A 24,480-nucleotide genomic window follows, 5' to 3' on the forward strand; every position below is an offset into this window, starting at 1 on the left:
GGCTTGTTTTGTTAGAATTTATTAATTGTTTATTTAACACTAAAACCACAGTGTTCTCTTCTAAAACCAGAATTTTTTACACCTTCGAAGAGCATCGATAGATTTTTGCAGTATCAAAATGATCTTCAGTTAATTTTGTTTCTTTTAACGTTTTTAGAAAAAATAGCTCCACCTAAACCAAATTTACTCTCATTTGCAATTCTCATTGCATCTTTTTCATTCTAACTCTTTTACTTTTTAAGTTCAAAAAATAAACATATCTTGCAAAGTATTATGCATGCATAATACTTTTAAATATTCAATTCATGAAATACAAACATATATTTGAACCATTAGATTTAGGTTTTACAACCTTAAAAAATCGTATTTTAATGGGCTCTATGCATACTGGTTTAGAGGAAGAAAAAAACGGAACAGAAAGAATTTCAGAATATTACGCAGAGCGTGCTAGAGGAGGAGTCGGATTAATTATTACAGGTGGAATATCACCAAATATTCAAGGTTGGACGGCACCTTTTTCTGCTCGAATGAGCACTAAAAAACATGCAAGAGAACATAAAGTAGTTACAGATGCAGTGCATAAAGAAGGAGGAAAGATCTGCATGCAAATTTTACACTCAGGTCGTTATGGGTATCACCCAGTAACGGTAGCACCATCAAAAATACAAGCACCAATTAATCCGTTTAAACCGTTTGCTTTAAAACAATCGGGAATTCGCAGAACTGTAAAAGACTTTGTGAACTGTGCAAAGCTAGCGCAAGAAGCTGGTTATGACGGAGTAGAAATTATGGGTTCAGAAGGGTATTTGATTAATGAGTTTATTGTCAAAAAAACAAATAAGAGAACCGATAATTATGGAGGAAGTTATGAAAATAGAATCCGTTTAGCAATTGAGTTAGTTCATAAAATCCGTAAAAGTGTAGGTGAAAATTTCATTATTATTTACCGATTATCAATGTTAGATTTAGTTGAACAAGGAAGCTCATGGCAAGAGGTTGTTCAGTTAGGTAAAGAGATTGAAAAGGCAGGAGCCACTATAATTAATACGGGTATCGGTTGGCACGAATCACGAATTCCTACTATTGCAACATCGGTACCAAGAGCAGCGTTTACTTGGGTAACACAAAAAATGAAAGAAGAATTATCAATTCCGTTGATAACTTCTAACCGAATAAACATGCCAGAAACGGCAGAGAAAGTATTAGCAGAAGGACATGCCGATATGGTTTCAATGGCACGTCCGTTTTTAGCAGATCCTGAATGGGTAAACAAAGCTAGAGAAGAAAAGGATGATGAAATAAACACCTGTATTGCTTGTAATCAGGCTTGTTTAGATCATGCTTTTCAGAAAAAAGTAGCAAGCTGTTTGGTAAACTCGAGAGCTTGCCATGAAACAGAATTTAATTATAATTTAGCAGAAAAAAAGAAAAGAATCGCAGTTGTAGGTGCAGGGCCCGCAGGTTTGGCGGCATCAACTATTGCAGCTCAAAGAGGGCATGAGGTTACACTTTTTGATGCTGATAAAGAAACTGGAGGTCAGTTTAATATAGCGAAACAAATTCCGGGGAAAGAAGAATTTTATGAAACAATTCGTTATTTTAATAAACAATTAGAATTGCATAATGTTACTGTAAAATTAAATACAAGAGTATCTGCTGATGATTTAGCGAAAGGTAATTTTGATGAGGTAATTATAGCAACAGGAATAAAGCCTAGAGAATTAAAAATTAATGGAATCGATCATGTGAAAGTATTAAGTTATATTGATGTTGTTAAATTAAAAAAACCGGTAGGTAAAAGAGTTGCCGTTATTGGTGCAGGAGGAATTGGGTTTGATGTGTCAGAATATTTAGCACATGAAGGAGAAAGCACTGCGTTAAATATTGATGCTTGGTTAAAAGAATGGGGAATTGATAAAACTCTTACCGCAAGAAGTGGAATAGAAGGTGTTAAAGCAGCAATACATCCATCCCCAAGAGAAATTTTTATGTTCAAACGAAGTAAAGGAAAGTTTGGGGCAAATCTTGGGAAAACAACAGGCTGGATTCATCGTGCAACTTTAAAAAAGAAAAAAGTACAATTCATTAATGAAGTACAATACACTAAAATTGATGATGAAGGATTGCATTATACCCAAAATGAAGAACAGAAAATATTAGCAGTTGATCATGTAATTATCTGTGCAGGTCAAGTTCCATTAAAAGAGTTGCTAGAACCTTTACAAGTTAAAGGAATAAAAACGCATGTAATAGGTGGAGCAGATTTTGCGTCAGAACTGGATGCAAAAAGAGCTATAAACCAAGGAAGTAGGTTGGCCGCGGAAATTTAAGAATAAGAAAAATTAAAATATTAAAATCCTACATCAAGTAGGATTTTTTTGTTGCATAATTAAACAGTATTTTTAGCAAATTAATCACAAACAGGCAACATGAAATCATTCACGATAAAAGAAATTAACTCATTGTTAAAAGGAGAGTTAATAGGAAATTGTTCCGAAGAAATTACCGCTCCAGAGCAAATTGAAAAAGCAAAAAAAGGTCAAATTACTTTTATAGGGAACAAGAAGTTCGCGCGTTTATGGGATAACTCTAACGCAAGTGCGGCAATTATTGATGCTAAAATTGAAATTGAACCGGGAGTTGATAAAGCGTTTATAAAAGTAACAAATGCAGATTTAGCAATGGCAACATTACTGGAAGCATTTCAAGAAGAAGGGCCTCATTTCGACACAGATATTCATCCTACTTCAGTAATTGATAAAACGGCAAAAATAGGTACAGGTTGTAAGATTGGTGCCAATACTTATGTTGGTAAAAATGTGGTTATAGCTGATGGCGTTATTTTGTATCCGAATGTTTCAGTTTTTGATGACACGACTATTGGAAGTAATACCATAGTTTGGTCAGGTACCGTAATTAGAGAAAGAAGTATAATAGGTAGTGATTGTATTTTTCATGCTAATGTGAGTATTGGAGCAGACGGATTTGGTTACAGGCCAAGTGAAAATGGGTTGACTAAAATTCCGCACATAGGAAATGTTATTATTGGAAATCAGGTAGAAATAGGTGCAAATTCATGTGTAGATAGAGGTAAGTTTAGTTCTACAATTTTAGGTGATGGGTGTAAGATAGATAATTTAGTGCAAATTGGTCATAACTCTGTATTGGGTAAATTTTGCATCATGGCTGGAAATAGCGGTTTAGCAGGATCTGTTACATTAGGTGATGGTGTTGTTATTGGCGGAAGTGCTTCAATAAAAGATCATACAACAATTCACTCGGGTGCAAAGGTAGGAGCAGGATCAGGAGTTATTGCAGATGTTGCCGCAGGAAAAACCGTAGTAGGTTATCCAGCAACAGATGCACGTGAAATGATGAAACAATGGGTAGCTTTACGTAAGTTAGCTAGAGGATAAAAATAAAGATACTTTTTAAAAATCTTACTTCCAGTAAGATTTTTTTATGCGGATTATTTAAAGAGAAAATAAATCCCGATATTTGCAGTTCACATTTTTTATAAAGAGTAAATTATGGCAATGAATAAAAATACTGTCCTAGCTTGGGCAACGTTTATAATGATTTTAATAGGTCTTTTACTAGTAGGTTTAGGGGCTTTTAGATATGATGAAGTAGCTGGCTATGGATTTGCAGCAGTGGGTTTAGGTTTCTTTGCAAATGCATGGGTTTTTAATGCATTAAAAGGAAGAGTTTAATTAATAAAAAAAAGCAATAAAATGTCAGACGATAAGAAGGTCATTTTTTCAATGAATAAGGTTTCAAAGACCTTTCAAAGTACTAATAAGCAAGTTTTAAAAGATATTTATTTAAGTTTCTTCTACGGAGCCAAAATAGGTATTTTAGGTTTGAACGGATCGGGTAAATCTACCTTATTAAAAATCATCGCAGGAGTAGAGAAAAATTTCCAAGGAGAGGTAACTTTTTCACCAGGATATAAAGTTGGTTATTTAGAACAAGAACCAAAATTAGATGATAGTAAAACGGTTATCGAAATCGTAAGAGAAGGGGTTGCAGAAACTGTAGCTATCTTAGAAGAATACAATAAAATCAACGATATGTTTGGTTTAGAAGAAGTGTATTCTGATGCAGATAAGATGGACAAGTTAATGGCACAACAAGCAGAGCTTCAAGATAAAATTGATGCTTCTAATGCTTGGGAGTTAGATACGAAATTAGAAATTGCTATGGATGCTTTACGTACTCCAGATGGTGATACACCAATTAAAAACTTATCAGGAGGGGAAAGAAGAAGAGTTGCTTTATGTAGACTTTTATTACAAGAGCCTGAAATTTTATTATTAGATGAGCCAACTAACCACTTAGATGCAGAATCTGTACACTGGTTAGAGCACCATTTAGCACAATATAAAGGAACTGTAATTGCAGTAACGCACGATAGGTATTTCTTAGATAATGTTGCAGGTTGGATTTTAGAATTAGACAGAGGTGAAGGAATTCCTTGGAAAGGGAATTACTCTTCTTGGTTAGATCAAAAATCTACAAGAATGGCACAAGAAAGCAAAACAGCTTCTAAGCGTCAAAAAACATTAGAACGAGAATTAGAATGGGTTCGTCAAGGAGCAAAAGGTCGTCAAACAAAGCAAAAAGCGCGTTTGAAGAACTATGATAAATTGATGAGTCAAGATCAGAAACAGACTGATGAAAAATTAGAAATCTATATTCCTAACGGACCACGTTTAGGAACTAATGTAATTGAAGCTAGTGGAGTTTCGAAAGCATTCGGTGATAAATTATTATATGATAATTTAGAGTTTAATCTTCCGCAAGCGGGAATTGTTGGAATTATTGGGCCAAACGGTGCTGGTAAAACTACCATTTTTAAAATGATTATGGGAGAGGAAACTCCTGACGGTGGAAATTTTAAAGTAGGTGAAACGGCAAAGATTGCTTATGTAGATCAGGCACACTCTAATATTGATCAAGATAAATCTATTTGGGAAAACTTTTCAGAAGGTCAAGATTTAGTAATGATGGGTGGTAAGCAAGTAAATTCTAGAGCTTATTTAAGTCGTTTTAATTTTGGTGGAAGTGAGCAAAATAAGAAGGTTTCAACACTATCTGGTGGTGAGCGTAACCGATTGCATTTAGCGATGACTTTAAAGGAAGAAGGAAACGTATTATTATTAGATGAGCCAACAAACGACTTAGATGTAAATACGTTAAGAGCCTTAGAAGAAGGTTTAGAAAACTTTGCAGGTTGTGCGGTTGTTATTAGTCACGATAGATGGTTTTTAGATAGAATTTGTACACATATCTTAGCTTTTGAAGGGAACAGTGAAGTATATTTTTTTGAAGGTGGTTTCTCTGAATATGAAGAAAATAAGAAAAAACGTTTAGGTGGAGATTTAATGCCAAAACGTATTAAATATAGAAAACTAATTAGATAATTAGTTACTACATATTAGTAAAAAATAACAAAAACTCGAAGCTAGCATACTTCGAGTTTTTTCTTTCTTTTTCATTTAACAAGTCTCCCACCAATAATTAAAACTGTTTAGTAGATAGCTTTTCATAGTTTGTGATTTACGTTAAAGCATTGTTAAATACAATAAGTGTGCCGAAAACACAATTAATTTTATTTTTTATTAATTAATTGATAGTTAACTATGTGTTTTTGTGTTTTATATTTAAGAAATTAATAAATAAACTTTAAAAAATGTAATTTATTGGAGAGGTAATCTAGTTAATTTTAAAAATAAAAAAACCGAAGTAATTTACTTCGGTTTTAACTTATGTATAAGTTAAGTTTTCTTACAAATTAGGGATAACTAATTCTTGCCCTGGATGAATAAGATCTGCAGATTTTAAGATATTTGTATTTGCTTCAAAAATAGCTTTATATTTTGCTGCGTTTCCATAATACTGTTTCGCAATTTTACCTAATGTTTCACCGCTTTTCACCGTATGATTTGCATATACTGAAGTATCTTCAACTGAAATATTAGCCATGATATCCGTAGGATTGTCACCTCCAGCTTTTTTTATTTCATCCCAAAGAAGATTTTTTTCATATTGGTTTTTTGCAGTACCTGTAACATGTAAAACGCCATTCTCTTCTTTTACATCTCCATTTTTAATCTCTAATTCCTGTCCTAAATTTAAAACACTTTCATACTTTGCTTTCATTTTATTCTTTTTTTTGATTATTGATTTTAAAGATACAAAAAACCTCACTAAATAAGTGAGGTTTCAATAGTATAAATTATGTGTTGTCTTTAGCTATGAAAGGCAGCATTATGTGCTAAATCTCCAGCACAACTACTACATTTTCCAGTTGCATCTCCACCTCCGGCACAACCGTTAGCACAAGTATAGTGATATTGACCAGCAGCGTTTGGTCCGGCAGCAGGTGGTGCTACAGGAGTAGACATTGGTGTTGTAATAGGTGTTTGTGGTGTATTATGAAAACCTTGGTTGTGTGCAAGCGCTGTATTACAAACTGGGCAAGCACCTTGAGCGCTTGAGGTTCCTCCTTTACATTTTTTAGGGCATATATAATGTGCACCACCTACAACACTAGTTGTGGCGTTATTCATGTTAGGAAGCATAGGAATTGGACGTTCGTTAAAAGGAACGTTTAAGGGATGTGTTGTAGCTTTTTTTTCTTCCGTTTTACAAGAATAAAAACATACTACTAACAATGCGAATATAGGAATCAATTTTTTCATGCTCAAAGATATAAAAAAAACCTCGCCCAATAAATAGGCGAGGTTTCAATTGTATAAACTTTAAGAGTTTTATAAGTGAATTACTTCATCATAAGCATCTGCAACAGCTTCCATCACCGCTTCACTCATCGTTGGGTGAGGGTGAATTGTTTTTAATACTTCATGACCTGTAGTTTCTAACTTACGACCTAAAACAGCTTCAGCAATCATATCGGTAACTCCGGCACCAATCATATGGCAACCTAACCATTCACCGTACTTGGCATCAAAAATTACTTTTACAAATCCGTCAGGAGTTCCAGCTGCGGTAGCTTTACCAGAGGCAGAGAAAGGAAATTTACCTACTTTTAATTCGTATCCTTTTTCTTTAGCTTGTTCTTCCGTTAAACCAACAGAAGCAATTTCTGGAGTAGCATAGGTACAACCAGGAATGTTTCCATAATCGATAGCTTCGGTATGTACACCCGCTAATTTTTCAACCAAAGTAATTCCTTCGGCAGAAGCAACGTGTGCCAATGCAGGTCCAGGAGTAACATCACCAATAGCGAAATATCCAGGAATGTTAGTCTGATACCAATCGTTTACTAAAATTTTATCTCTGTCAGTAATAATTCCAACATCTTCTAAACCGATGTTTTCAATATTTGTTTTAATTCCAACAGCCGATAATAAAATATCAGCTTCTAAAATTTCTTCTCCTTTTTTAGTTTTAACGGTGGCTTTTACTCCGTCACCAGAAGTGTCAACAGATTCTACAGAAGAGCTTGTCATTACTTTAATTCCGGCTTTTTTGAAAGAACGTTCCATTTGTTTAGAAACATCTTTATCTTCAACAGGTACGATATTTGGCATAAACTCAACAACAGTAACATCGGTTCCCATTGAGTTGTAAAAATGCGCAAACTCAACACCAATAGCACCAGAACCTACAACAATCATAGATTTTGGTTGGCTTGGTAAACTCATTGCTTCTCTGTATCCGATTACCTTTTTACCATCTTGAGGTAAATTTGGTAATACTCTAGAACGAGCACCAGTAGCGATAATAATATTGTCTGCACTATATTCAGTTACAGTTCCGTCTTCGGCAGTAACATCTACTTTTTTACCAGTTTTAATTTTACCAAAACCGTTAATGATATCAATTTTGTTTTTCTTCATTAAAAAAGAAACACCTTTGCTCATTCCTTCAGCAACACCACGACTACGTTTAATAACCGCTTCGAAATCTTTATCGATTGCTTCTGCTTTTAAACCATATTGGTCTACATGTTTTAGATAATCATAAACCTGGGCAGATTTTAACAATGCTTTTGTAGGAATACATCCCCAATTTAAGCAAATTCCACCTAAGTTTTCTTTTTCTACTACGGCAACTTTAAATCCTAATTGAGATGCTCTAATAGCTGTTACATAACCTCCAGGACCACTTCCGATTATTAATACGTCGTATTTCATGTCGTTTATTTTTACTTGTTGTTTGTTTATTCGTTTTTATTTATGTCACCTCGAGTGATTTTATTTTCAAAATCATATCGAAAATTTTAGCGTTCGAGCGGGCTTTCCGTTATATCTTTTTAAAAATGTCATTGCGAAGTTTACTTTTTTGTAAACTGTGGCAATCTCATTAACTTAATGAGATTACTTCGTCGTTCCTCCTCGTAATGACGTGTTTATTATAATTTTTTAAAAAGGATGCCACTTCAATCCCTAACGCGTGTACTTTACATTTCAGTGTCATTACGAAGTTTACTTTTTTGTAAACTGTGGTAATCTCTCAACTTAAAGAGGTTACTTCGTCATTCCTCATCGTAATGACGTTGTGTTTAATTTACATTTTCTCAGGAACCTGAATTCCTAATAAATTAAATGCTGATTTAATAGTATCGGCTACCTTTTTAGATAACTGAACTCTAAATACTTTTTTAGCTGTATTTTCTTCTCCTAAAATGTGTACGTTTTGGTAAAAAGAATTAAATTCTTTTACCAACTCATACGTGTAATTAGCAATTACTGCAGGTGAATAATTTTTTGCAGCTTGCTGAATTACTTCAGGATATAATTCTAATTGTTTTATTAATTCTTTTTCTTTAGGGTGTAATTCTATCTCGGCTGCGTTCGATATGACATTGTAGTCGAAATCTGCTTTTCTTAAAATAGACTGAATTCTAGCATACGTATATTGAATAAAAGGACCTGTATTTCCTTGAAAATCTACCGATGCTTTTGGGTCGAATAATATACGTTTTTTAGGATCTACTTTTAAAATGAAATATTTTAAAGCACCTAAACCGATAATTCTGTATAGTTCTTCTTTTTCTTCGTCAGAATACCCTTCTAACTTTCCTAATTCTTGCGAAATAGTTCTTGCTGTTCCAGTCATTTCATCCATCAAGTCATCAGCATCTACAACAGTTCCTTCACGAGATTTCATTTTTCCAGAAGGTAAATCTACCATTCCGTAACTTAAATGATGCAATTGCTCTGCCCAAGAATAACCTAACTTCTTTAAAATTAAAAACAATACTTTAAAGTGATAATCTTGCTCGTTACCAACTGTATATACCATTCCACCAACATCAGGCATATCTTTAGCACGTTGAATTGCAGTACCAATATCTTGGGTCATATAAACAGAAGTTCCGTCAGAACGCAATACCAGTTTTTCATCCAAACCATCTTCGGATAAATCACACCAAACAGAGCCATCTTCTTTTTTGAAGAAAACACCACTTTCTAACCCTTGTTCAACAACATCTTTTCCTAATAAATAAGTGTTGCTTTCGTAATATAATTTATCAAAGTCTACTCCAATACTTTTGTAAGTAACGTCAAAACCTTTGTAAACCCAACTGTTCATTTCTTTCCAAAGCGTAACAACTTGCTCATCTCCAGCTTCCCATTTACGAAGCATTACTTGCGCTTCTAAAAATAAAGGCGCTTGTTTTTTAGCGTCATCTTCAGAAATTCCTGAAGCAACTAAAGTTGCTATTTCTTTTTTATATTCTTGATCGAATTTTACGTAGTAATTACCAACTAATTTATCACCTTTTAAACCTGTTGATTCTGGCGTTTCTCCGTTACCAAAACGTTCCCAAGCTAACATCGATTTACATATATGAATTCCGCGATCGTTTATAATCTGCGTTTTGTATACTTTTTTACCTGATGCTTTTAATATTTCAGAAACCGAATATCCTAATAATACATTACGAACATGCCCTAAGTGTAAAGGTTTATTGGTGTTTGGTGATGAATATTCTACCATACGAGAAGAGTCATCCGCCGAAGGCGAAACAAGTCCGTAAGTAGTATCTGTAGCTATTTTATTAAAGAAATCAGTATAAAAACTATTTTCAATTACTAAGTTTAAGAAACCTTTTACCACATTAAAATTAGTGATTTCAGTAACGTTTTCAACTAAATAAGCACCTAAATCGTTTCCTATCTGAACAGGATTTCCTTTTTTATACCTTAAAAGAGGAAAAACTACTACGGTGATATCTCCTTCAAAATCTTTACGAGTTGCTTGAAATTCTACAGTCGGAATTTCAATATTATATAAGGCTAAAAATCCTTCTTTTACTTTGGTTTCTATTAAGGTTTGTATGCTCATTAGTTGTTGAAAATTGAAGTGCAAAATTACATAATTTATTTGGATGATATTTAAACTGATTCTAACAATTTATATGGTTAGTTTTGCAGTAAGTTTTGTCTTTAATATTTCTGAATATTATTTCAGGTAACTATGTGTTAATTAACAGCGTCGAAACTTCTTCTTAAAATAAAGATTATGGATAAAGATTTAGAGAATTTAGAAAAGTTAGCAGCAGACGTAGAAAAAGAAAATAAAAAGTATTTTGCAACCATAAAAAAGCGAGTACCTAAAAATTTCGATGTTGTAGTACATGATTTACATGAAAAAGAATTTGCAAAAACAGATTGTTTAGATTGTGGTAACTGTTGTAAAACAACAAGTCCGATTTTTACCGACAAAGATACTGAGCGTATTTCTAAGCATTTAAAAATGAAGGTTCGTGATTTTGAGGCGCAATATTTAGAGCGTGATTCTGATAATTTTATGGTGTTAAAAACGGCACCATGTTCATTTTTAGATGAAAGAGATAATTCATGTTTTATTTATGATGTGCGTCCGAAAGCATGTTCAGAATATCCACATACAAATCGTAAGAAATTTATTCAAATAGCCGATTTAACAGTAGCAAATACAGCTATTTGTCCTGCAACTTACAGAATTGTTGAAGAGCTTAAAAAGCGTTTACCAGTTAGATCTAACGAGAAAATAAAAAGATTAGGTTAATATTTTTTCTTATTTTTAGAAAAATATTTTACGTTGGAAACCCTTATTCATTATTTTGAGACGATACCGTCTAGTCACCGAAGTTTAATTTTAGTTGGTGGAATTACTTTTTTCTGGTTATTGGAAGGAGCGATTCCTTTATTTGGATTTAAATACAGAAAATGGAAGCATGCTTTTCCGAATTTGTTTTTTACGGCAACTACCATTGTAATTAATTTTGCGCTAGCTTTTTTGTTGTTAAAAACAGCAGACTGGGTGCAAGTAAATAATTTCGGATTGATTAATTGGCTTCCAGAAATGCCACTGTGGTTGTATGTGGTTTTAGGCGTTTTGTTTTTAGATTTCTTCGGAGCATATTTAGCACATTTTACCGAACATAAAACACCAAAACTTTGGATGGTTCACTTGGTGCATCATACCGATCATGAGGTAGATACAACCACGGCAAACCGTCATCATCCTTTAGAAAGTGTAATTCGTTTTACTTTTACACTTATAGGTGTTTTCTTGGTAGGAACGCCAATAGCAATTATAATGTTATATCAATCAATGTCTTTGATTTTCACACAATTAACACATGCAAATATAAAGATTCCTAAAAAATTCGATAAAATATTGAGTTATATTATTGTATCACCCGATATGCATAAAATTCATCATCATAATATGTTGCCATATACCGACTCTAATTACGGAAATATTTTTTCTATTTGGGATCGTTTATTCGGAACATACATGGAACTAGACAGAGAAAAAATAGTGTATGGTGTTGATACTTTTCCAGATGCGAAGAAGAACGCGAGTTTAAAAGAGTTACTAAAACAACCTTTTGTTGGTTATAGGAAGCCTAGTAATATTTAAAAATGTATACAAAAAAATAAAGAAGACTGCTTGTTAGGGCGGTCTTTTTTGGTTTAATCTACATATTTAACTCTTTTTTATAGGGGTGTTTACCTGTAGTATAAAGAACTTTTCTCCTGATATTTTATTTAAAAGAGGTTGTTACTTTTGTATAAGAAATTAACTTAGAAAACTATTTTCATATGAAAACACTACAAAAATTTGTAACTGTAACTGTCTTTTTAATGGCACTACAAGCATGTCAAAAAGATGAGGCTGCTACCGAACTATTAGATAGTAAAAACTTAGTAACACAAGAAGCTAGAATGTATAATCCGCCATGGGTATATGTAATGGATTGGCGTTTTAGTAGAGAAACATGTGCAACAGGCCCTGGTGTCTGTTTTAAAAATAATGATGGAGATATTTTTGTAAATGGTGACTCTAGCACTGATTCTTCAGCAGAAGTTAAAGAAGTTTTTTCAAAACTTTTGAAAGATAACACTGATGAGGATAATGGAGTTATTGCATTTAGAAATGAAAAAGACTCTATAAGACTTGCTTTTTCTAGAAGTTTAGAAGAGGATAGTTTTATCATTTCTAAAGATGTATATCTAAGAGAGGATATTACTTTAAAATTAAATAAAAAGAATATTATTTTACTGGCAGGTGAATACGTTTTAGATTATTCACGGTTTAAAAATGGAGAGGTTTTAATACCTGTAAAAAATTAGAAAAAAACTAAATAAACTATGAGTTTTAGCTAAAAGCTAACATTCAAAAAAACAAGAAAAAATGAAAAATCAAAATTTTTTATGGATAACAGTAATGTGTTTTACATTATTTTTTAGTTGTCAAAGTGAGGAGGTTATTGAAAATAAATCAAACAATGAAGAATTAACACAAGCTAAAGAAAGTTTAGTTAGTATTAATCATACCTACGACTACTATGGTAGGCAATTTAAAGTGTCGTATTTGTATAATAATGAACGAGATGAAGTACTAGATGTTAGTGGAGATGTTGAGCTTGCTCAAAAAATATTTGGAGATGAAGAAAGGGCTCCAAAGTCATTATTTTTCAATAACCCAAAAGAAGGAAACACTGATATTGAGGTGAAAGTTTTTGATAATGGAGAAGACTTAAAAGAGTATACTTCAAAAGTAGCAGAAGGGTTCCCTGGAGATCAAAAATCAGCTGAAAAAAGAGCCGCTAAATGTGATAGCTATGACTTATATGGTACTGGGAATTTTTATTTCTATAAGCATGCATACTATAGTACAGAGATGACAGGTATGAGAAGAACAGAACGTTATTATTACAGAGACCATTGGGTAGGTTCAGGAAATAACGACCAATTATCTTCTTTAAAAATTAGAAAACCAACAGGTAAACGACAAGTAGTATATTTATATCAGCACTCTTGTTATGGAGGAAAAGTTATTGGTTTTTATACACCAACAGGATATATAGGACTTAATGTGGGAAACCTTAAATGGTATACCATGTCTGGTTGGTGGTGGTGGAAGAAATCGTGGAATGATCAAGTTTCTTCTACATCAGGCTGGGCTTGGTAATAAATAATCTATAATTATTTAGTTGCTCGTAAAACAATTATTTAACCTCAGAAGAATTTTCTTCTGGGGTTTTAAAGTTGTTTTTAAATTTGTGTATTTTTTATATTAGTAAGTTGTTTTTTTTAATAGAAGATAACTTATTATATCAATTTTAGGATTTATAGACACTGGATAGCTTTTGTGAGGTTTTAAATTATATAATTTGTCAGTATCGCTTTAAATTCGATTAAGGAAGGAGTGTAATTTTTAAAATACTCATCGCTATTTACTAATTTTGGTAGTTGAAGGTTTGTTTTGTAATTGTAATATTTTTCTATTGGTGAATCTAAAAGTAGAAATTTATCTAAAAAGGCATGATAAAAAGTTGTTTTCGGGACATAGTCTGTTATCAAAATAGCAGCTCATTTTACCAATTGCTTCTTGTTCGAAATGGGTGTTAATAATATCTATAGTCTCAATACGTTGTTTTTTTTGAATTTTTTGTCCCGATCAAGCCATAATTAATTTATCGTTATAATTAAAGGAGGAAATCATAAACTAGAGTATTGCTATTAAAGTAATCATGCATTTTATTTTTAGATGTTTTAAATTTTTCTTTTAAGATGTAGAATTATTTTTGAAAAAATATTGTAGTTAAATCTGAAAAAGAATCATCTTTATCAGTATTAACCTAAACTCTTTTAAAATTTTAGGATTGAGTTTTTTTACATTAAATAAGAATTATAAATAGATTAACTTTCCTATAATGCTGTTTTTTTAATTTTAGCTTAAATTAGATTTTTTTCAATCAACTCCAATATTTTCTTCCCCCTAGCTTCACAGCCTTTACTCTCATGAATAATTTTAGTGCTAATTAAGTGTTGTAGTTCTGTGTGAACCCAATCTTTTTGTAATCCGAATAAGTACAAACTATTCATGGTATAAGCGCGTACCGCTATTTTTTGATCGGTAATTAACCAATCAAATCCAACTTCAATAATTGTATCTATATGCTTTTGTGTTACTATAATTTGTGTTTCGTTTTCTTTTTTAGAAGTATAAGCGTTTGCCAAAAGCTCACAAATTTTAGCACAAGGTCTTGTAGCGCTATGAAAATGGACTTTCGATATATTATCAACAAAAGTAGTGATGTAAGGGTGTATGTATTCAATTCCATGATGCGTACAAATCCATTCTAATACCCAAGCAGCCTTAATTGATAATTTATTATTTACATCAAAAGTTAAATAAACTAAATCATTTATTAAGTTTGGTTGTGCTAGTACAATATTTGCAGTATTATTTCTGTTTACTCTAGCAGGGTTTTTCATGTCGTTTAAAACAGAAATTAAAAAATCGATACTCATATTGGTACGGTTTGTGTATTTTTGATAACCTATTAAGTTATCAAACTAAGTAAAAAAATTATCATGCTAAATATAAAGAGGATATTTTCAACAGTACTTTTATTATCAGTTTTTTTAATGGTTTCTGTAGAAGCTCAACAACTAAATAAATTAGATGCGAACGGAAAAAGAACTGGAGTTTGGAAAAAGAATTATGATAATGGAAAAATCCGTTATTCAGGTGCTTTTAAAGATGGAAAAGAAATAGGCGTTTTTAAATTTTACAATATTAGATCGTCTACTATACCAACAATTGTAAAAACGTTTGTTAATGATACAGCAGATGTTAAGTTTTACAACGAATTAGGAAAGCTTAAAAGCGAAGGTAGAATGATTGGTAAAAGCCGTATTGGTAAATGGGTTTATTATTTTTCAAACGGGAATATTTTTTCTGAAGAAGAATATAAAAACGGTAAACTAAATGGAACTCTTAAGAATTATTATCCGAACGGAAATGTAACCCAAGAAACATCTTATAAAAAAGGTAAAAAAGACGGATTGTCTAAAACATTCACAGATTCAGGAGTTTTAATAGAAGAAGTATTATACGTAAAGGGTAAGCTAGATGGAGAAGGTAAATACTACGATTTAAAAGGAGGGATAAAAGAAAAAGGTATCTATAAAAACGGAAAAAGAGTAGGGAAGTGGGAGTTTTATATGGATGGTGAAATTGTTGATAAAAAGAAAAAAGAAAAACTATCTGACTTAAAAAATGAAAATTAATAACAATCAATTAAATTGATGATTCTATTAGTTTTATCCATTATAATAACAGAAACTTATTCGTAAATTTGCAGCTTACAAAAGTAAAGAATGAAAAGAGTAGTAGTAGGCCTTTCGGGAGGTGTAGACAGTAGTGTAACCGCATATTTATTAAAAGAACAAGGATATGAAGTAATCGGATTGTTTATGAAAAACTGGCATGATGATTCGGTAACCATATCTGATGAATGTCCTTGGTTAGAAGACAGCAACGATGCAATGATTGTTGCCGATAAATTAGGAATTCCTTTTCAAACAGTAGATTTAAGTGACCAATACAAAGAACGTATTGTAGATTATATGTTTAATGAGTACGAAAAAGGTCGCACACCAAATCCGGATGTTTTATGTAATCGAGAAATTAAGTTTGATGTTTTTATGGATATTGCATTAAGTCTTGGTGCCGATTATGTGGCAACTGGTCATTACTGCAGAAAAGATAAAGAAGTTATTGAAGGGAATGCTGTATATAAGTTGTTAGCAGGAAAAGATAATAATAAAGATCAGTCGTATTTTTTATGTCAATTATCGCAAAAACAATTATCTAAAGCAATGTTTCCTATTGGTGAATTAACGAAGCCAGAAGTTAGAGAAATTGCAAAAAAAGCAGATTTAATTACTGCGGATAAAAAGGATTCTCAAGGATTATGTTTTATCGGTAAAGTTCGTTTACCAGATTTTTTACAACAAAAATTAGAAACTAAAGAAGGTGTAATTATACAAATTCCTTCAGATTTTGAACAATATACACGTTCAATTCCGAAGTTTGAAAACAAAGAAGCAGAATTAAACTATTTTTCAACAAAATTCTCATACAAAAAAGAGGACGGAAAAACGGTAGGAAAGCATCAAGGTGCGCACTATTTTACAAAAGGACAACGTAAAGGTTTAAATGTAGGAGGTACCAAAGAAGCTTTGTATGTTATTGAAACTGATGTGAACGAAAATATAATTTATACAGGTGAAGGTAAAAATCATCAAGGTTTGTATCGCAATGTATTATTTGTATCTAATGAAGAATTGCATTGGGTTCGTGAAGATTTAGAATTAAAACCTGGTGAAACCATGGACGTTGAAGCAAGAATTCGTTACCGTCAGAAATTAGAAAAAGCAACGCTTCATAAAGTCGAAAACGGATTGTATGTTGAGTTTGAAAATTCACAATCTGCTATTCAAGAAGGACAATTTGTGGCTTGGTATATTAATGAAGAATTACTTGGCTCTGGAGTTATTTCTTAAAAGATATCATAAAAAAGAAAAGAAAAATATGAAAAAAGTATTGCTATTAATTATTTTATTTTATAGTTTTCAAGGATACTCGCAAAAAGATTCTATTGTTAATTATTTAGATATTGATAATAAAATAACTAAAATAAAAAATAGAACTTTATTTATAGAGACTAAGGTTAATAAAGGGGAGAAATGGATTGTTAAAAAGTTTAATAGATTAGGTAAGTTATTAAGCACTGGATATTATAAGGGAGTTGATAAGAAATATCCAATAGGAAATCATAAAACTTTTTTTAGAGGACAAAAATTAACATCTGATGTTAATTATAATTCATACGGAGATTATCACGGCTCAATACAAACATGGTTTTATAATGGTGCTAAAAACTTCATAGGAACATATCAGAATGGTTATAAAGTAGGTGTTTGGAAGTATTATTATTTGAATGGAAATATAGCACTGAGAGAGTATTATAGTCAAGGAAAATTAGTAAAAAAAATAGTGTATAATATTGAAGGCGTTAAAAGTTTAGAAAAACCAGCTATTTTAAATAAGAAACTTAGTTATGAGGGAGGTATGGCTTTGTTTAATAAAAGAATGTCTAAAATACATGATTTTATAAAATTTCAAGTAGTTGGATATATTTATTTGGATTTTATTGTTGATATTGATGGAACTATTTCAAATGTTAATATATTATCTGATATACCCAAAGCTCTTAATAGAGATATAGAGATTTATTTAAGTAACATAAAAGAGTTTTATCCCACTATTTCTAAAGGTAGAAAAATACCCACACATTATATTTATCCATTAAATTTTAGAGTCGTATTCAATGAATAATAAAATCACACAACTTTTTAATATTAAATATCCAATTATTCAAGGAGGAATGATTTGGGTTTCTGGATGGAAACTAGCATCAGCTGTTTCTAATGCAGGCGGATTAGGTTTAATCGGAGCAGGATCTATGTATCCTGATGTTTTACGAGAACATATTCAGAAATGTAAAAAAGCTACTGACAAACCATTTGGAGTAAACGTACCAATGTTATATCCTGATATTGAAAAAATCATGGATATTATTATTGAAGAAGGTATTAAAATAGTTTTTACATCTGCAGGAAATCCTAAAACGTGGACTTCTTATTTAAAAGAAAAAGGAATTACGGTTGTACATGTTGTAAGTTCTGTAAAGTTTGCTTTAAAAGCCGAAGCAGCAGGAGTAGATGCTGTAGTTTGTGAAGGTTTTGAAGCTGGTGGACATAACGGACGTGAAGAGACCACAACACTTACTTTAATACCAATGGTAAAGCAAGAGGTTAAAATCCCTGTAATTTCAGCAGGCGGAATAGGATCAGGGAGAGGAATGTTAGCAGCGATGGTTTTAGGTGCAGACGGAGTGCAAATTGGTAGTCGTTTTGCAGCAACTATAGAATCTTCTGCGCATGATAATTTTAAGAAAACGATTGTAGCTGTTAAAGATGGTGGAACACAATTAACTTTAAAAGAATTAGCACCCGTTCGTTTGGTAAAAAACAAATTCTATAATGAAGTACAAGAGTTGTATCAAAAAAATCCATCTATAGAACAAATTAAAGAATTGTTAGGTCGTGCAAGAGCTAAAAAAGGAATGTTTGAAGGTGATTTAGAAAATGGAGAGCTTGAAATTGGACAAATAGCAGGAATTATAAATGAAATAAAGTCAGCTAAAGAAGTTCTTGAAGAGATTGTAAAGGAATATCACGAAGTTAAATTAACAGTAGCTAATTTATAATTAGTGAGATTTATAGCATAAAAAAGGAAGCTATATCGCTTCCTTTTTTGTTTTGTAAAATGTATGTTTTAATAATTTACGTAGTCTACAATTTCTAATCCGTAACCAATCATACCAACACGTTTGGTTTGTTTTGTGTTTGAAACTAAACGTAATTTATGTAAGTGTAAATCATGTAATATTTGCGCACCGATACCAAAGTCTTTGTTGTCCATCACCACATTTGGAGCCTTCATTTCTCCCTTTGCTTGGTTGTCTTTTAAACCTCTTAAACGATTTAATAAGTTTAAAGCTTGATTTTCTTGATTGATAAAAACAATAGCACCTTTTCCTTCTTCATTAATGACACTAAACATTTGATCTAGTTTTTTGTCAGCATTGTTGGTTAAAGTACCAAGAATATCATTATTAATTAAAGTTGAATTAATTCTGGTTAACACAGCATCATCCTTTGTCCAATTACCTTTCGTTAAAGCTATATGGATTTGTTTATTGGTAGTTTGTTGATAAGCTCTTAAACGAAAATCACCAAAACGAGTTTGTATATTAAAATCTTCTTTCTTTTCAATTAAAGAATCATGCTCCATTCTGTAAGCAACCAAGTCTTCAATAGAAACAATTTTAAGGTCGAATTTTTTAGCTACTTTTAATAATTGAGGTAAACGAGCCATGGTACCATCTTCGTTCATGATCTCTACAATAACACCGGCTGGTTTTAAACCTGCTAAGCGCGCAAAATCTATAGCTGCTTCGGTATGACCAGTTCTTCTTAAAACACCTCCGTTTTTAGCCTTTAAAGGAAAAATATGTCCTGGGCGAGCAAGATCAAAAGGTTTTGTATCAGCATCAACTAGAGCTTTAATTGTTTTAGATCTATCGGCAGCAGAAATTCCAGTGGTAACACCTTTTCCCCTTAAGTCTACAGAAACAGTAAAAGCAGTTTCTAGAGGGTCTGTATTGTTGTTAACCATCATGTTTAACTCAAGTTCTTTACAGCGATCTTCGGTAAGTGGTGTACAAATTAACCCTCTACCGTGTGTTGCCATGAAGTTAACCATTTCTGGAGTTATTTTTTCTGCAGCGGCTAAAAAATCTCCTTCATTCTCACGGTCTTCATCATCTACTACAATTATAACTTTTCCGTCTCTAATGTCTTGTATAGCCTCTTCAATTGTATGCAATTGAATTTTAGTTGCTGTTTGTGTTGTCATTGTTATGTTGTTTACTCTCTTTAGAGAATATGTTTTTAAGTAAGTTGGCAAGTGGACTAATAAAGGTTTTAAAATCAAATAATCCCTTATCTTTACTTGCTCTAATAGTTAATGTTATAGCCAAAGGTAGCATTAATAATACACTTAGCCAAGAGCCTGTTATGGCTGTTATTGAGCTTTCTTCAGCTAAATTTCTTCCAAAAGTATTTGTAAAGAAATAAAGAACATATATACCAATAGCTAAAATCATAGGTAAGCCCATACCTCCTTTTCTTATGATAGATCCTAATGGTGCTCCTATAAAGAAAAGTAATAAACAAGAAAGTGAAAAAGCAACCCTATTATAAAACTCAATGTCATATAAGTTAATATATTTTCTTTTTCTTTTTAATGTTTCTTTATTTGATTTATAATTATTTAAGCTTCGTTTAATTTTTGAGTTGGCAGTGTTTAATATGTTTTGTTTTTCCCTGAGTTCAAAATTCTGTAGTATATCTGATGAAAGTTCTTTGTTAATTAAAGAGTCAGGATATGAATGTAAATCTTCTATATCAATACTTAAAAATATGTTTTTAGATCTGCTAGAAATAAAAGCATCATAGTTTTTTTTCAAGGCAGGCAAGGTATCCTTAAGTTGTGCTAGGCTTAACATGTTGTACTGCCTGGTGTATTTTTCTTCACCAATATCATCTTCACTAAAAGAAGAGATATCTATATTAATAGTATATTCATCAAAATAAGCATGAGAAGCAGGCATTTTTTGCTTTTCTTTAAATGTCATTCCGTTGCTTATATGATGTTCAAAATAATAACCATCTTCTAAAATTAAGGTCATATACCTACTGCCTTCTTCAGAAATTATTTTCCCTTTTTTCGCAGTAATAATTTTATTATTTCCTTTTTTCGCAGATAAATCATAAATCATTACTTGTTTTAAAAGATTATTTTCTTCACCATACTTTTCTTCAAATTTGATTTGAAAGTTTGGTAATTCAGTATTAAAGCTTCCTGCTACTAAAGCAATTGCAGGTTGTTTCTTTTTAATGTTCACCTTCATGTTTAGTTGCTTTAACATTGCATACGGATATACATTGTTTAAGAACACAAAGTTTACAGCACTTAAAAAAATGGTTAAGAATATTAAAGGTCTTACCATTCTTGGCAATGAAATACCAGCAGATTTTGTTGCAGCAAATTCGTAGTTTTCAGATAAGCCACCTAAAGTCATAATAGAAGAGAGTAGTACTCCTATAGGTAAAGCTTGTGGTGCCATGAGTAGCATGGTATACCAAAGAAACTTTAAGATAATTATTAGGCTAATTCCTTTACCAGCAAAATTATCAAAAGCAAGCCAAAGCGCTTGCATTACTAAAACGAATAGTATGATTAAGAATGTGGCGAAAAAAGGCTGTAAGAAGCTTTTTAAAATATATTTGTCTAATGTTTTCACAGTAGCAAAGGTAGTGGGTTAGATGGATAAAAGAATAAAAGTTTTGTTAATGATTTTAGTGTTATTAACAAAACATGTATTTTAAAATTAATCGATAAAGTATCCTTGTTTCAGGTACTTCTCTTTATCAAAAGAAAATAGGTTTTTAGAAATAGGTTGATTACTTTTAAATTTAGTTATTGTAAAAGTTGTTTCTGCTCCGTTAGATCCTATTTGAATTAATTTATATATATGCTTAGTTTTAGCATCAATTCCTAATTGAACTTTTATAATATCAGAGTTACTATCAATAGGTGTTAAGTTTACAAACTGTACTTTACGACCGTTACTGTTTTCTAATTTCCCCATAGAAAAATTATAGCCTTCTTTGTAAAAAGTTAGTAGTTTAGACGGATAAATAAATCCATCTTCTTCTTCTAAATCTCCATTAGAGATATTTACTTCTTTTTCTTCTTTGTTGATTACGACTAATTTTTTTCCATCAAAAACAAAATTATTACCTAAATAATCTAAATTATATTTTTCTCCAGCAAGTGTAATTACTCCGCGTATAGGAGGATCGTTCATTATACCCGCTTCTTTGTTAATTAAAGAAGAGTTAAATCCAATACGCATGTTATTGTAAGCTCCCATTTTATTTGAAACTTCATCTAATAACTGTTTAGCTTGCGTAGAAGTGTTTTGGCCTATGGTGTTTACACTAATAAATAATCCAATACATAATAATGCTAGTTTTCTCATTTTATATCTTTTCTTCCGATACCGGAATATTATTATAAATATTAATTTTTTTCGTTTTCTAATAATTGTTCTAAAGCAACAAAATCAGGAACTAGAACTTGTCTTGCTTTACTTCCTTCAAAAGGACCAACAATACCTGCAGCTTCTAATTGATCTATTATTCTACCAGCTCTATTATATCCTAACTTTAATTTACGTTGCAATAAAGAAGCCGAACCTTGTTGTGCTGTAATAATAACTTCAGCAGCGCTTTTAAACAACTTATCTCTATCTTCAATGTCTATATCAACATTTGTGCCACCTTCTTCACCAACATACTCTGGTAATAAGTAAGCATCAGGATACGCACGTTGAGAACCAATAAAATCTGTTATTTTTTCAACTTCAGGTGTATCCACAAAAGCACACTGAATTCTGTTTAAATCATTTCCTGCAGTGTATAGCATATCTCCACGACCAATTAATTGATCTGCTCCACCAGCATCTAAAATTGTTCTAGAATCTATTTTAGAGGTTACTCTAAATGCAATTCTTGCAGGGAAGTTTGCTTTAATAATCCCTGTAATTACATTTACAGAAGGCCTTTGTGTAGCTACAATTAAGTGAATTCCGATAGCACGTGCTAATTGTGCTAAACGAGCAATAGGTGTTTCTACCTCTTTACCAGCAGTCATAATTAAATCGGCAAATTCATCAATCACCAAAACAATATATGGCAAAAACTGATGTCCATCATTCGGATTCAGTTTACGAGCTTTAAATTTAGTATTGTATTCTTTAATATTACGAACCATGGCGTTTTTAAGCAAGTCGTAACGGTTGTCCATCTCTATACATAAAGAATTCAATGTATTTACAACTTTGGCAGTATCTGTAATAATAGCATCTTCACTATCGGGTAATTTTGCCAAATAATGACGTTCAATTTTATTGAACAATGTCAATTCTACTTTCTTCGGATCGACTAAAACAAACTTAACCTCTGCCGGGTGTTTTTTATATAGTAAAGAAGTTAAAACAGCATTCAGTCCAACAGATTTACCTTGTCCCGTTGCACCTGCCATTAATAAGTGAGGCATTTTAGCTAAATCGACCACAAAGGTTTCATTAGAAATGGTTTTACCCAAGGCAATAGGAAGCTCCATTTGAGATTCTTGAAATTTCTTTGATGCAATAACAGAATGCATAGAAACAATGGTAGATTTTTTATTAGGAACCTCAATACCAATCGTTCCTTTACCTGGAATAGGAGCAATAATACGAATACCTAAAGCAGAAAGCGATAAGGCAATATCATCTTCTAAATTTTTTATTTTTGAAATTCGAATACCGGCTTCAGGAACAATTTCATATAATGTAATTGTTGGCCCTACAGTGGCTTTAATTTGAGCAATACCAATTTTATAGTTCTTAAGCGTTTCTAAAATTCGGTTTTTATTAGCCTCAAGTTCTTCCGGATCTATAGAAATAGTTTCGTTGTATTCTTTTAACAAATTAAAAGTAGGGAATTTAAAATTACCTAAATCTAATGTAGGATCAAACTCACCAAAATCTTTAACTAATTTATCTGATAAGTTTTCAGTTACACTTTTTTCTTCAGAATTTTGTTCAATAGCAATTTCAATTTCTTTTCTTGTTTCGTCTGAAACTGTTACTAAAGGTTCACTTTTTAAATTTACATTTAAAGTGATTTCTTCTTCTTGTGTTGGGGCAGAATTTTTTACTTCAGAATGTTTTGAAATAGTAGGTTGTAAGTTTTCAACAGACAATTCAAATCCAGATTTAGGTGCCATATTCTTTTCTTCTACGACCGTTTCAGTAGTAGTGTTTTCGGAAACAGTTGTAGAATCTATTATCTTATTTTCTTTAGCCGTTTTTATCTTTTCGCTGATTTTTTCAGGAGTAATGCTAAAACGAATAATCAAATAAGCAACCAAAAAGAAAAACAATAAAATGATTAATCCTGTTTTACCTAAAAATGTTTGCAAGTATTCATTTAACTCAAAACCGATAACACCAGATAATAGTGCGTTCTTTTTTTCGACAAACCCTAATGAAATAGCTAACCAAAGCATTATTAGTAAGCCCCAGTTCCATGAAATTATAATTCTCTTTAAATTGGTTTGAAGTAAAATTCTTGCTCCTGTTAAAAATAGCGTAACAGGTATAATAAAAGCACCCAAACCAAAGCCTTTGTAAATAAAGAAATTACTTAATTTAGCACCAATTTTGCCTAATAAATTTTTAGTAGGAATTGTTTTATTTGAAAACTGTGATAAAGCACTTTGATCTTCTTGCCATGAGAAGAAAAAAGAAATAAAAGCAACAGTTAAAAATATTGAAAAAAGCACCAAAAAAGCTCCTAAAATAGTTTGATTGTGCTTGTACGAAAGAAAAGAAAAAATCTTTTTAGGCGAATTATCTTTAGGTTGTTTCTTTTGAGTCGTTGTCTTTTTTTTTGCCATGTATTTATGTTAGAA

The 24,480-nt window shown here is 31.7% G+C and carries 21 protein-coding genes; 12 read left to right on the top strand and 9 right to left on the bottom strand.

The genetic code is table 11. From position 1 onward, the window contains the following. Positions 1-305: 305 nt before the first annotated feature. The 4 genes from ACQ629_RS12920 to ettA all read left to right on the top strand — a co-directional run bounded on the left by ACQ629_RS12920 (position 306) and on the right by ettA (position 5,426). Positions 306-2,330 carry an oxidoreductase gene (locus ACQ629_RS12920; protein ID WP_483705617.1) on the top strand — a complete coding sequence of 675 codons (2,025 nt, stop codon included), beginning with the start codon at positions 306-308 and terminating at the stop codon, positions 2,328-2,330. A 99-nt stretch (positions 2,331-2,429) separates the two neighbouring features. Further along, positions 2,430-3,416 (top strand): UDP-3-O-(3-hydroxymyristoyl)glucosamine N-acyltransferase, encoded by a 987-nt coding sequence (lpxD, locus tag ACQ629_RS12925; RefSeq protein ID WP_483705619.1) that lies wholly within the window; start codon positions 2,430-2,432, stop codon positions 3,414-3,416. Between the two features lie 114 nt (positions 3,417-3,530). After that, positions 3,531-3,713: a CAL67264 family membrane protein gene (locus ACQ629_RS12930; protein WP_218772853.1), complete on the top strand. Its 183-nt coding sequence runs from the start codon at positions 3,531-3,533 to the stop codon at positions 3,711-3,713. A gap of 21 nt (positions 3,714-3,734) precedes the next feature. Continuing rightward, complete coding sequence (gene ettA / locus ACQ629_RS12935) at positions 3,735-5,426, top strand: energy-dependent translational throttle protein EttA (RefSeq protein ID WP_483705621.1); 1,692 nt, start codon at positions 3,735-3,737, stop codon at positions 5,424-5,426. 364 nt (positions 5,427-5,790) lie between these two features. Here ettA and ACQ629_RS12940 read toward each other — a convergent pair whose 3' ends face one another. The 4 genes from ACQ629_RS12940 to argS all read right to left on the bottom strand — a co-directional run bounded on the left by ACQ629_RS12940 (position 5,791) and on the right by argS (position 10,323). Further along, entirely contained in the window at positions 5,791-6,165 is a 375-nt protein-coding gene (locus ACQ629_RS12940) for a LysM peptidoglycan-binding domain-containing protein (protein ID WP_483705623.1), read from the bottom strand. Between the two features lie 89 nt (positions 6,166-6,254). Then, positions 6,255-6,707, bottom strand: a complete 453-nt coding sequence (locus ACQ629_RS12945) for a heavy metal-binding domain-containing protein (RefSeq protein ID WP_483705625.1) — start codon at positions 6,705-6,707, stop codon at positions 6,255-6,257. A gap of 69 nt (positions 6,708-6,776) precedes the next feature. Further along, positions 6,777-8,165, bottom strand: a complete 1,389-nt coding sequence (gene lpdA, locus ACQ629_RS12950) for a dihydrolipoyl dehydrogenase (protein ID WP_483705628.1) — start codon at positions 8,163-8,165, stop codon at positions 6,777-6,779. A 373-nt stretch (positions 8,166-8,538) separates the two neighbouring features. Then, complete coding sequence (argS, locus tag ACQ629_RS12955; protein WP_483705630.1) at positions 8,539-10,323, bottom strand: arginine--tRNA ligase; 1,785 nt, start codon at positions 10,321-10,323, stop codon at positions 8,539-8,541. 177 nt (positions 10,324-10,500) lie between these two features. On the opposite strand from argS, the gene ACQ629_RS12960 reads away from it, so the two are divergent. From ACQ629_RS12960 to ACQ629_RS12975, 4 genes are all read left to right on the top strand, one after another. Beyond that, positions 10,501-11,028 (top strand): YkgJ family cysteine cluster protein, encoded by a 528-nt coding sequence (locus ACQ629_RS12960; protein ID WP_483705632.1) that lies wholly within the window; start codon positions 10,501-10,503, stop codon positions 11,026-11,028. A 33-nt stretch (positions 11,029-11,061) separates the two neighbouring features. Then, complete coding sequence (locus ACQ629_RS12965) at positions 11,062-11,889, top strand: sterol desaturase family protein (RefSeq protein WP_483705634.1); 828 nt, start codon at positions 11,062-11,064, stop codon at positions 11,887-11,889. 182 nt (positions 11,890-12,071) lie between these two features. Further along, entirely contained in the window at positions 12,072-12,602 is a 531-nt protein-coding gene (locus ACQ629_RS12970) for a hypothetical protein (protein ID WP_483705636.1), read from the top strand. Positions 12,603-12,663: 61 nt separating this feature from the next. Beyond that, positions 12,664-13,443: a hypothetical protein gene (locus tag ACQ629_RS12975; protein WP_483705638.1), complete on the top strand. Its 780-nt coding sequence runs from the start codon at positions 12,664-12,666 to the stop codon at positions 13,441-13,443. A 767-nt stretch (positions 13,444-14,210) separates the two neighbouring features. On the opposite strand, the gene ACQ629_RS12980 is transcribed toward ACQ629_RS12975, so the two are convergent. Next, positions 14,211-14,789 carry an adenylosuccinate lyase gene (locus tag ACQ629_RS12980; RefSeq protein ID WP_483705640.1) on the bottom strand — a complete coding sequence of 193 codons (579 nt, stop codon included), beginning with the start codon at positions 14,787-14,789 and terminating at the stop codon, positions 14,211-14,213. Positions 14,790-14,852: 63 nt separating this feature from the next. Here ACQ629_RS12980 and ACQ629_RS12985 point away from each other — a divergent pair, with 63 nt between their 5' ends. The 4 genes from ACQ629_RS12985 to ACQ629_RS13000 all read left to right on the top strand — a co-directional run bounded on the left by ACQ629_RS12985 (position 14,853) and on the right by ACQ629_RS13000 (position 18,598). Further along, complete coding sequence (locus ACQ629_RS12985; RefSeq protein ID WP_483705642.1) at positions 14,853-15,551, top strand: toxin-antitoxin system YwqK family antitoxin; 699 nt, start codon at positions 14,853-14,855, stop codon at positions 15,549-15,551. Positions 15,552-15,641: 90 nt separating this feature from the next. Then, on the top strand, positions 15,642-16,829 hold the full coding sequence (mnmA, locus tag ACQ629_RS12990; RefSeq protein ID WP_483705644.1) for a tRNA 2-thiouridine(34) synthase MnmA: 1,188 nt from the start codon (positions 15,642-15,644) through the stop codon (positions 16,827-16,829). 28 nt (positions 16,830-16,857) lie between these two features. Continuing rightward, entirely contained in the window at positions 16,858-17,664 is an 807-nt protein-coding gene (locus ACQ629_RS12995; RefSeq protein ID WP_483705646.1) for a toxin-antitoxin system YwqK family antitoxin, read from the top strand. Further along, on the top strand, positions 17,657-18,598 hold the full coding sequence (locus tag ACQ629_RS13000) for an NAD(P)H-dependent flavin oxidoreductase (protein ID WP_483705648.1): 942 nt from the start codon (positions 17,657-17,659) through the stop codon (positions 18,596-18,598). Before ACQ629_RS12995 ends, ACQ629_RS13000 begins: the two co-directional genes overlap by 8 nt. Positions 18,599-18,666: 68 nt before the next feature. Here ACQ629_RS13000 and ribB read toward each other — a convergent pair whose 3' ends face one another. From ribB to ACQ629_RS13020, 4 genes are all read right to left on the bottom strand, one after another. Beyond that, a complete protein-coding gene (gene ribB / locus ACQ629_RS13005; RefSeq protein ID WP_483705650.1) occupies positions 18,667-19,809 on the bottom strand; it encodes a 3,4-dihydroxy-2-butanone-4-phosphate synthase in 1,143 nt (380 codons plus the stop codon). After that, complete coding sequence (locus tag ACQ629_RS13010) at positions 19,787-21,259, bottom strand: LptF/LptG family permease (RefSeq protein ID WP_483705652.1); 1,473 nt, start codon at positions 21,257-21,259, stop codon at positions 19,787-19,789. The genes ribB and ACQ629_RS13010 overlap by 23 nt, the downstream gene beginning before the upstream one ends. 87 nt (positions 21,260-21,346) lie before the next feature. Further along, positions 21,347-22,000 carry an outer membrane lipoprotein periplasmic chaperone LolA1 gene (gene lolA1 / locus ACQ629_RS13015; RefSeq protein ID WP_483705654.1) on the bottom strand — a complete coding sequence of 218 codons (654 nt, stop codon included), beginning with the start codon at positions 21,998-22,000 and terminating at the stop codon, positions 21,347-21,349. A 41-nt stretch (positions 22,001-22,041) separates the two neighbouring features. Beyond that, a complete protein-coding gene (locus ACQ629_RS13020) occupies positions 22,042-24,465 on the bottom strand; it encodes a DNA translocase FtsK (RefSeq protein WP_483705656.1) in 2,424 nt (807 codons plus the stop codon). Positions 24,466-24,480: the final 15 nt, after the last annotated feature.

The organism is Tenacibaculum sp. SM2510 (assembly GCF_057002845.1).

Excerpts from the sequence above, each read along its gene's own strand:
- ACQ629_RS12920 (WP_483705617.1), top strand. The coding sequence starts at position 306 with ATGAAATACAAACATATATTTGAACCATTAGATTTAGGTTTTACAACC.
- lpxD (WP_483705619.1), top strand. The coding sequence starts at position 2,430 with ATGAAATCATTCACGATAAAAGAAATTAACTCATTGTTAAAAGGAGAG.
- ACQ629_RS12930 (WP_218772853.1), top strand. The coding sequence starts at position 3,531 with ATGGCAATGAATAAAAATACTGTCCTAGCTTGGGCAACGTTTATAATG.
- ettA (WP_483705621.1), top strand. The coding sequence starts at position 3,735 with ATGTCAGACGATAAGAAGGTCATTTTTTCAATGAATAAGGTTTCAAAG.
- ACQ629_RS12940 (WP_483705623.1), bottom strand. The coding sequence starts at position 6,165 with ATGAAAGCAAAGTATGAAAGTGTTTTAAATTTAGGACAGGAATTAGAG.
- ACQ629_RS12945 (WP_483705625.1), bottom strand. The coding sequence starts at position 6,707 with ATGAAAAAATTGATTCCTATATTCGCATTGTTAGTAGTATGTTTTTAT.
- lpdA (WP_483705628.1), bottom strand. The coding sequence starts at position 8,165 with ATGAAATACGACGTATTAATAATCGGAAGTGGTCCTGGAGGTTATGTA.
- argS (WP_483705630.1), bottom strand. The coding sequence starts at position 10,323 with ATGAGCATACAAACCTTAATAGAAACCAAAGTAAAAGAAGGATTTTTA.
- ACQ629_RS12960 (WP_483705632.1), top strand. The coding sequence starts at position 10,501 with ATGGATAAAGATTTAGAGAATTTAGAAAAGTTAGCAGCAGACGTAGAA.
- ACQ629_RS12970 (WP_483705636.1), top strand. The coding sequence starts at position 12,072 with ATGAAAACACTACAAAAATTTGTAACTGTAACTGTCTTTTTAATGGCA.
- ACQ629_RS12975 (WP_483705638.1), top strand. The coding sequence starts at position 12,664 with ATGAAAAATCAAAATTTTTTATGGATAACAGTAATGTGTTTTACATTA.
- ACQ629_RS12980 (WP_483705640.1), bottom strand. The coding sequence starts at position 14,789 with ATGAGTATCGATTTTTTAATTTCTGTTTTAAACGACATGAAAAACCCT.
- ACQ629_RS12985 (WP_483705642.1), top strand. The coding sequence starts at position 14,853 with ATGCTAAATATAAAGAGGATATTTTCAACAGTACTTTTATTATCAGTT.
- mnmA (WP_483705644.1), top strand. The coding sequence starts at position 15,642 with ATGAAAAGAGTAGTAGTAGGCCTTTCGGGAGGTGTAGACAGTAGTGTA.
- ACQ629_RS12995 (WP_483705646.1), top strand. The coding sequence starts at position 16,858 with ATGAAAAAAGTATTGCTATTAATTATTTTATTTTATAGTTTTCAAGGA.
- ACQ629_RS13000 (WP_483705648.1), top strand. The coding sequence starts at position 17,657 with ATGAATAATAAAATCACACAACTTTTTAATATTAAATATCCAATTATT.
- ribB (WP_483705650.1), bottom strand. The coding sequence starts at position 19,809 with ATGACAACACAAACAGCAACTAAAATTCAATTGCATACAATTGAAGAG.
- lolA1 (WP_483705654.1), bottom strand. The coding sequence starts at position 22,000 with ATGAGAAAACTAGCATTATTATGTATTGGATTATTTATTAGTGTAAAC.
- ACQ629_RS13020 (WP_483705656.1), bottom strand. The coding sequence starts at position 24,465 with ATGGCAAAAAAAAAGACAACGACTCAAAAGAAACAACCTAAAGATAAT.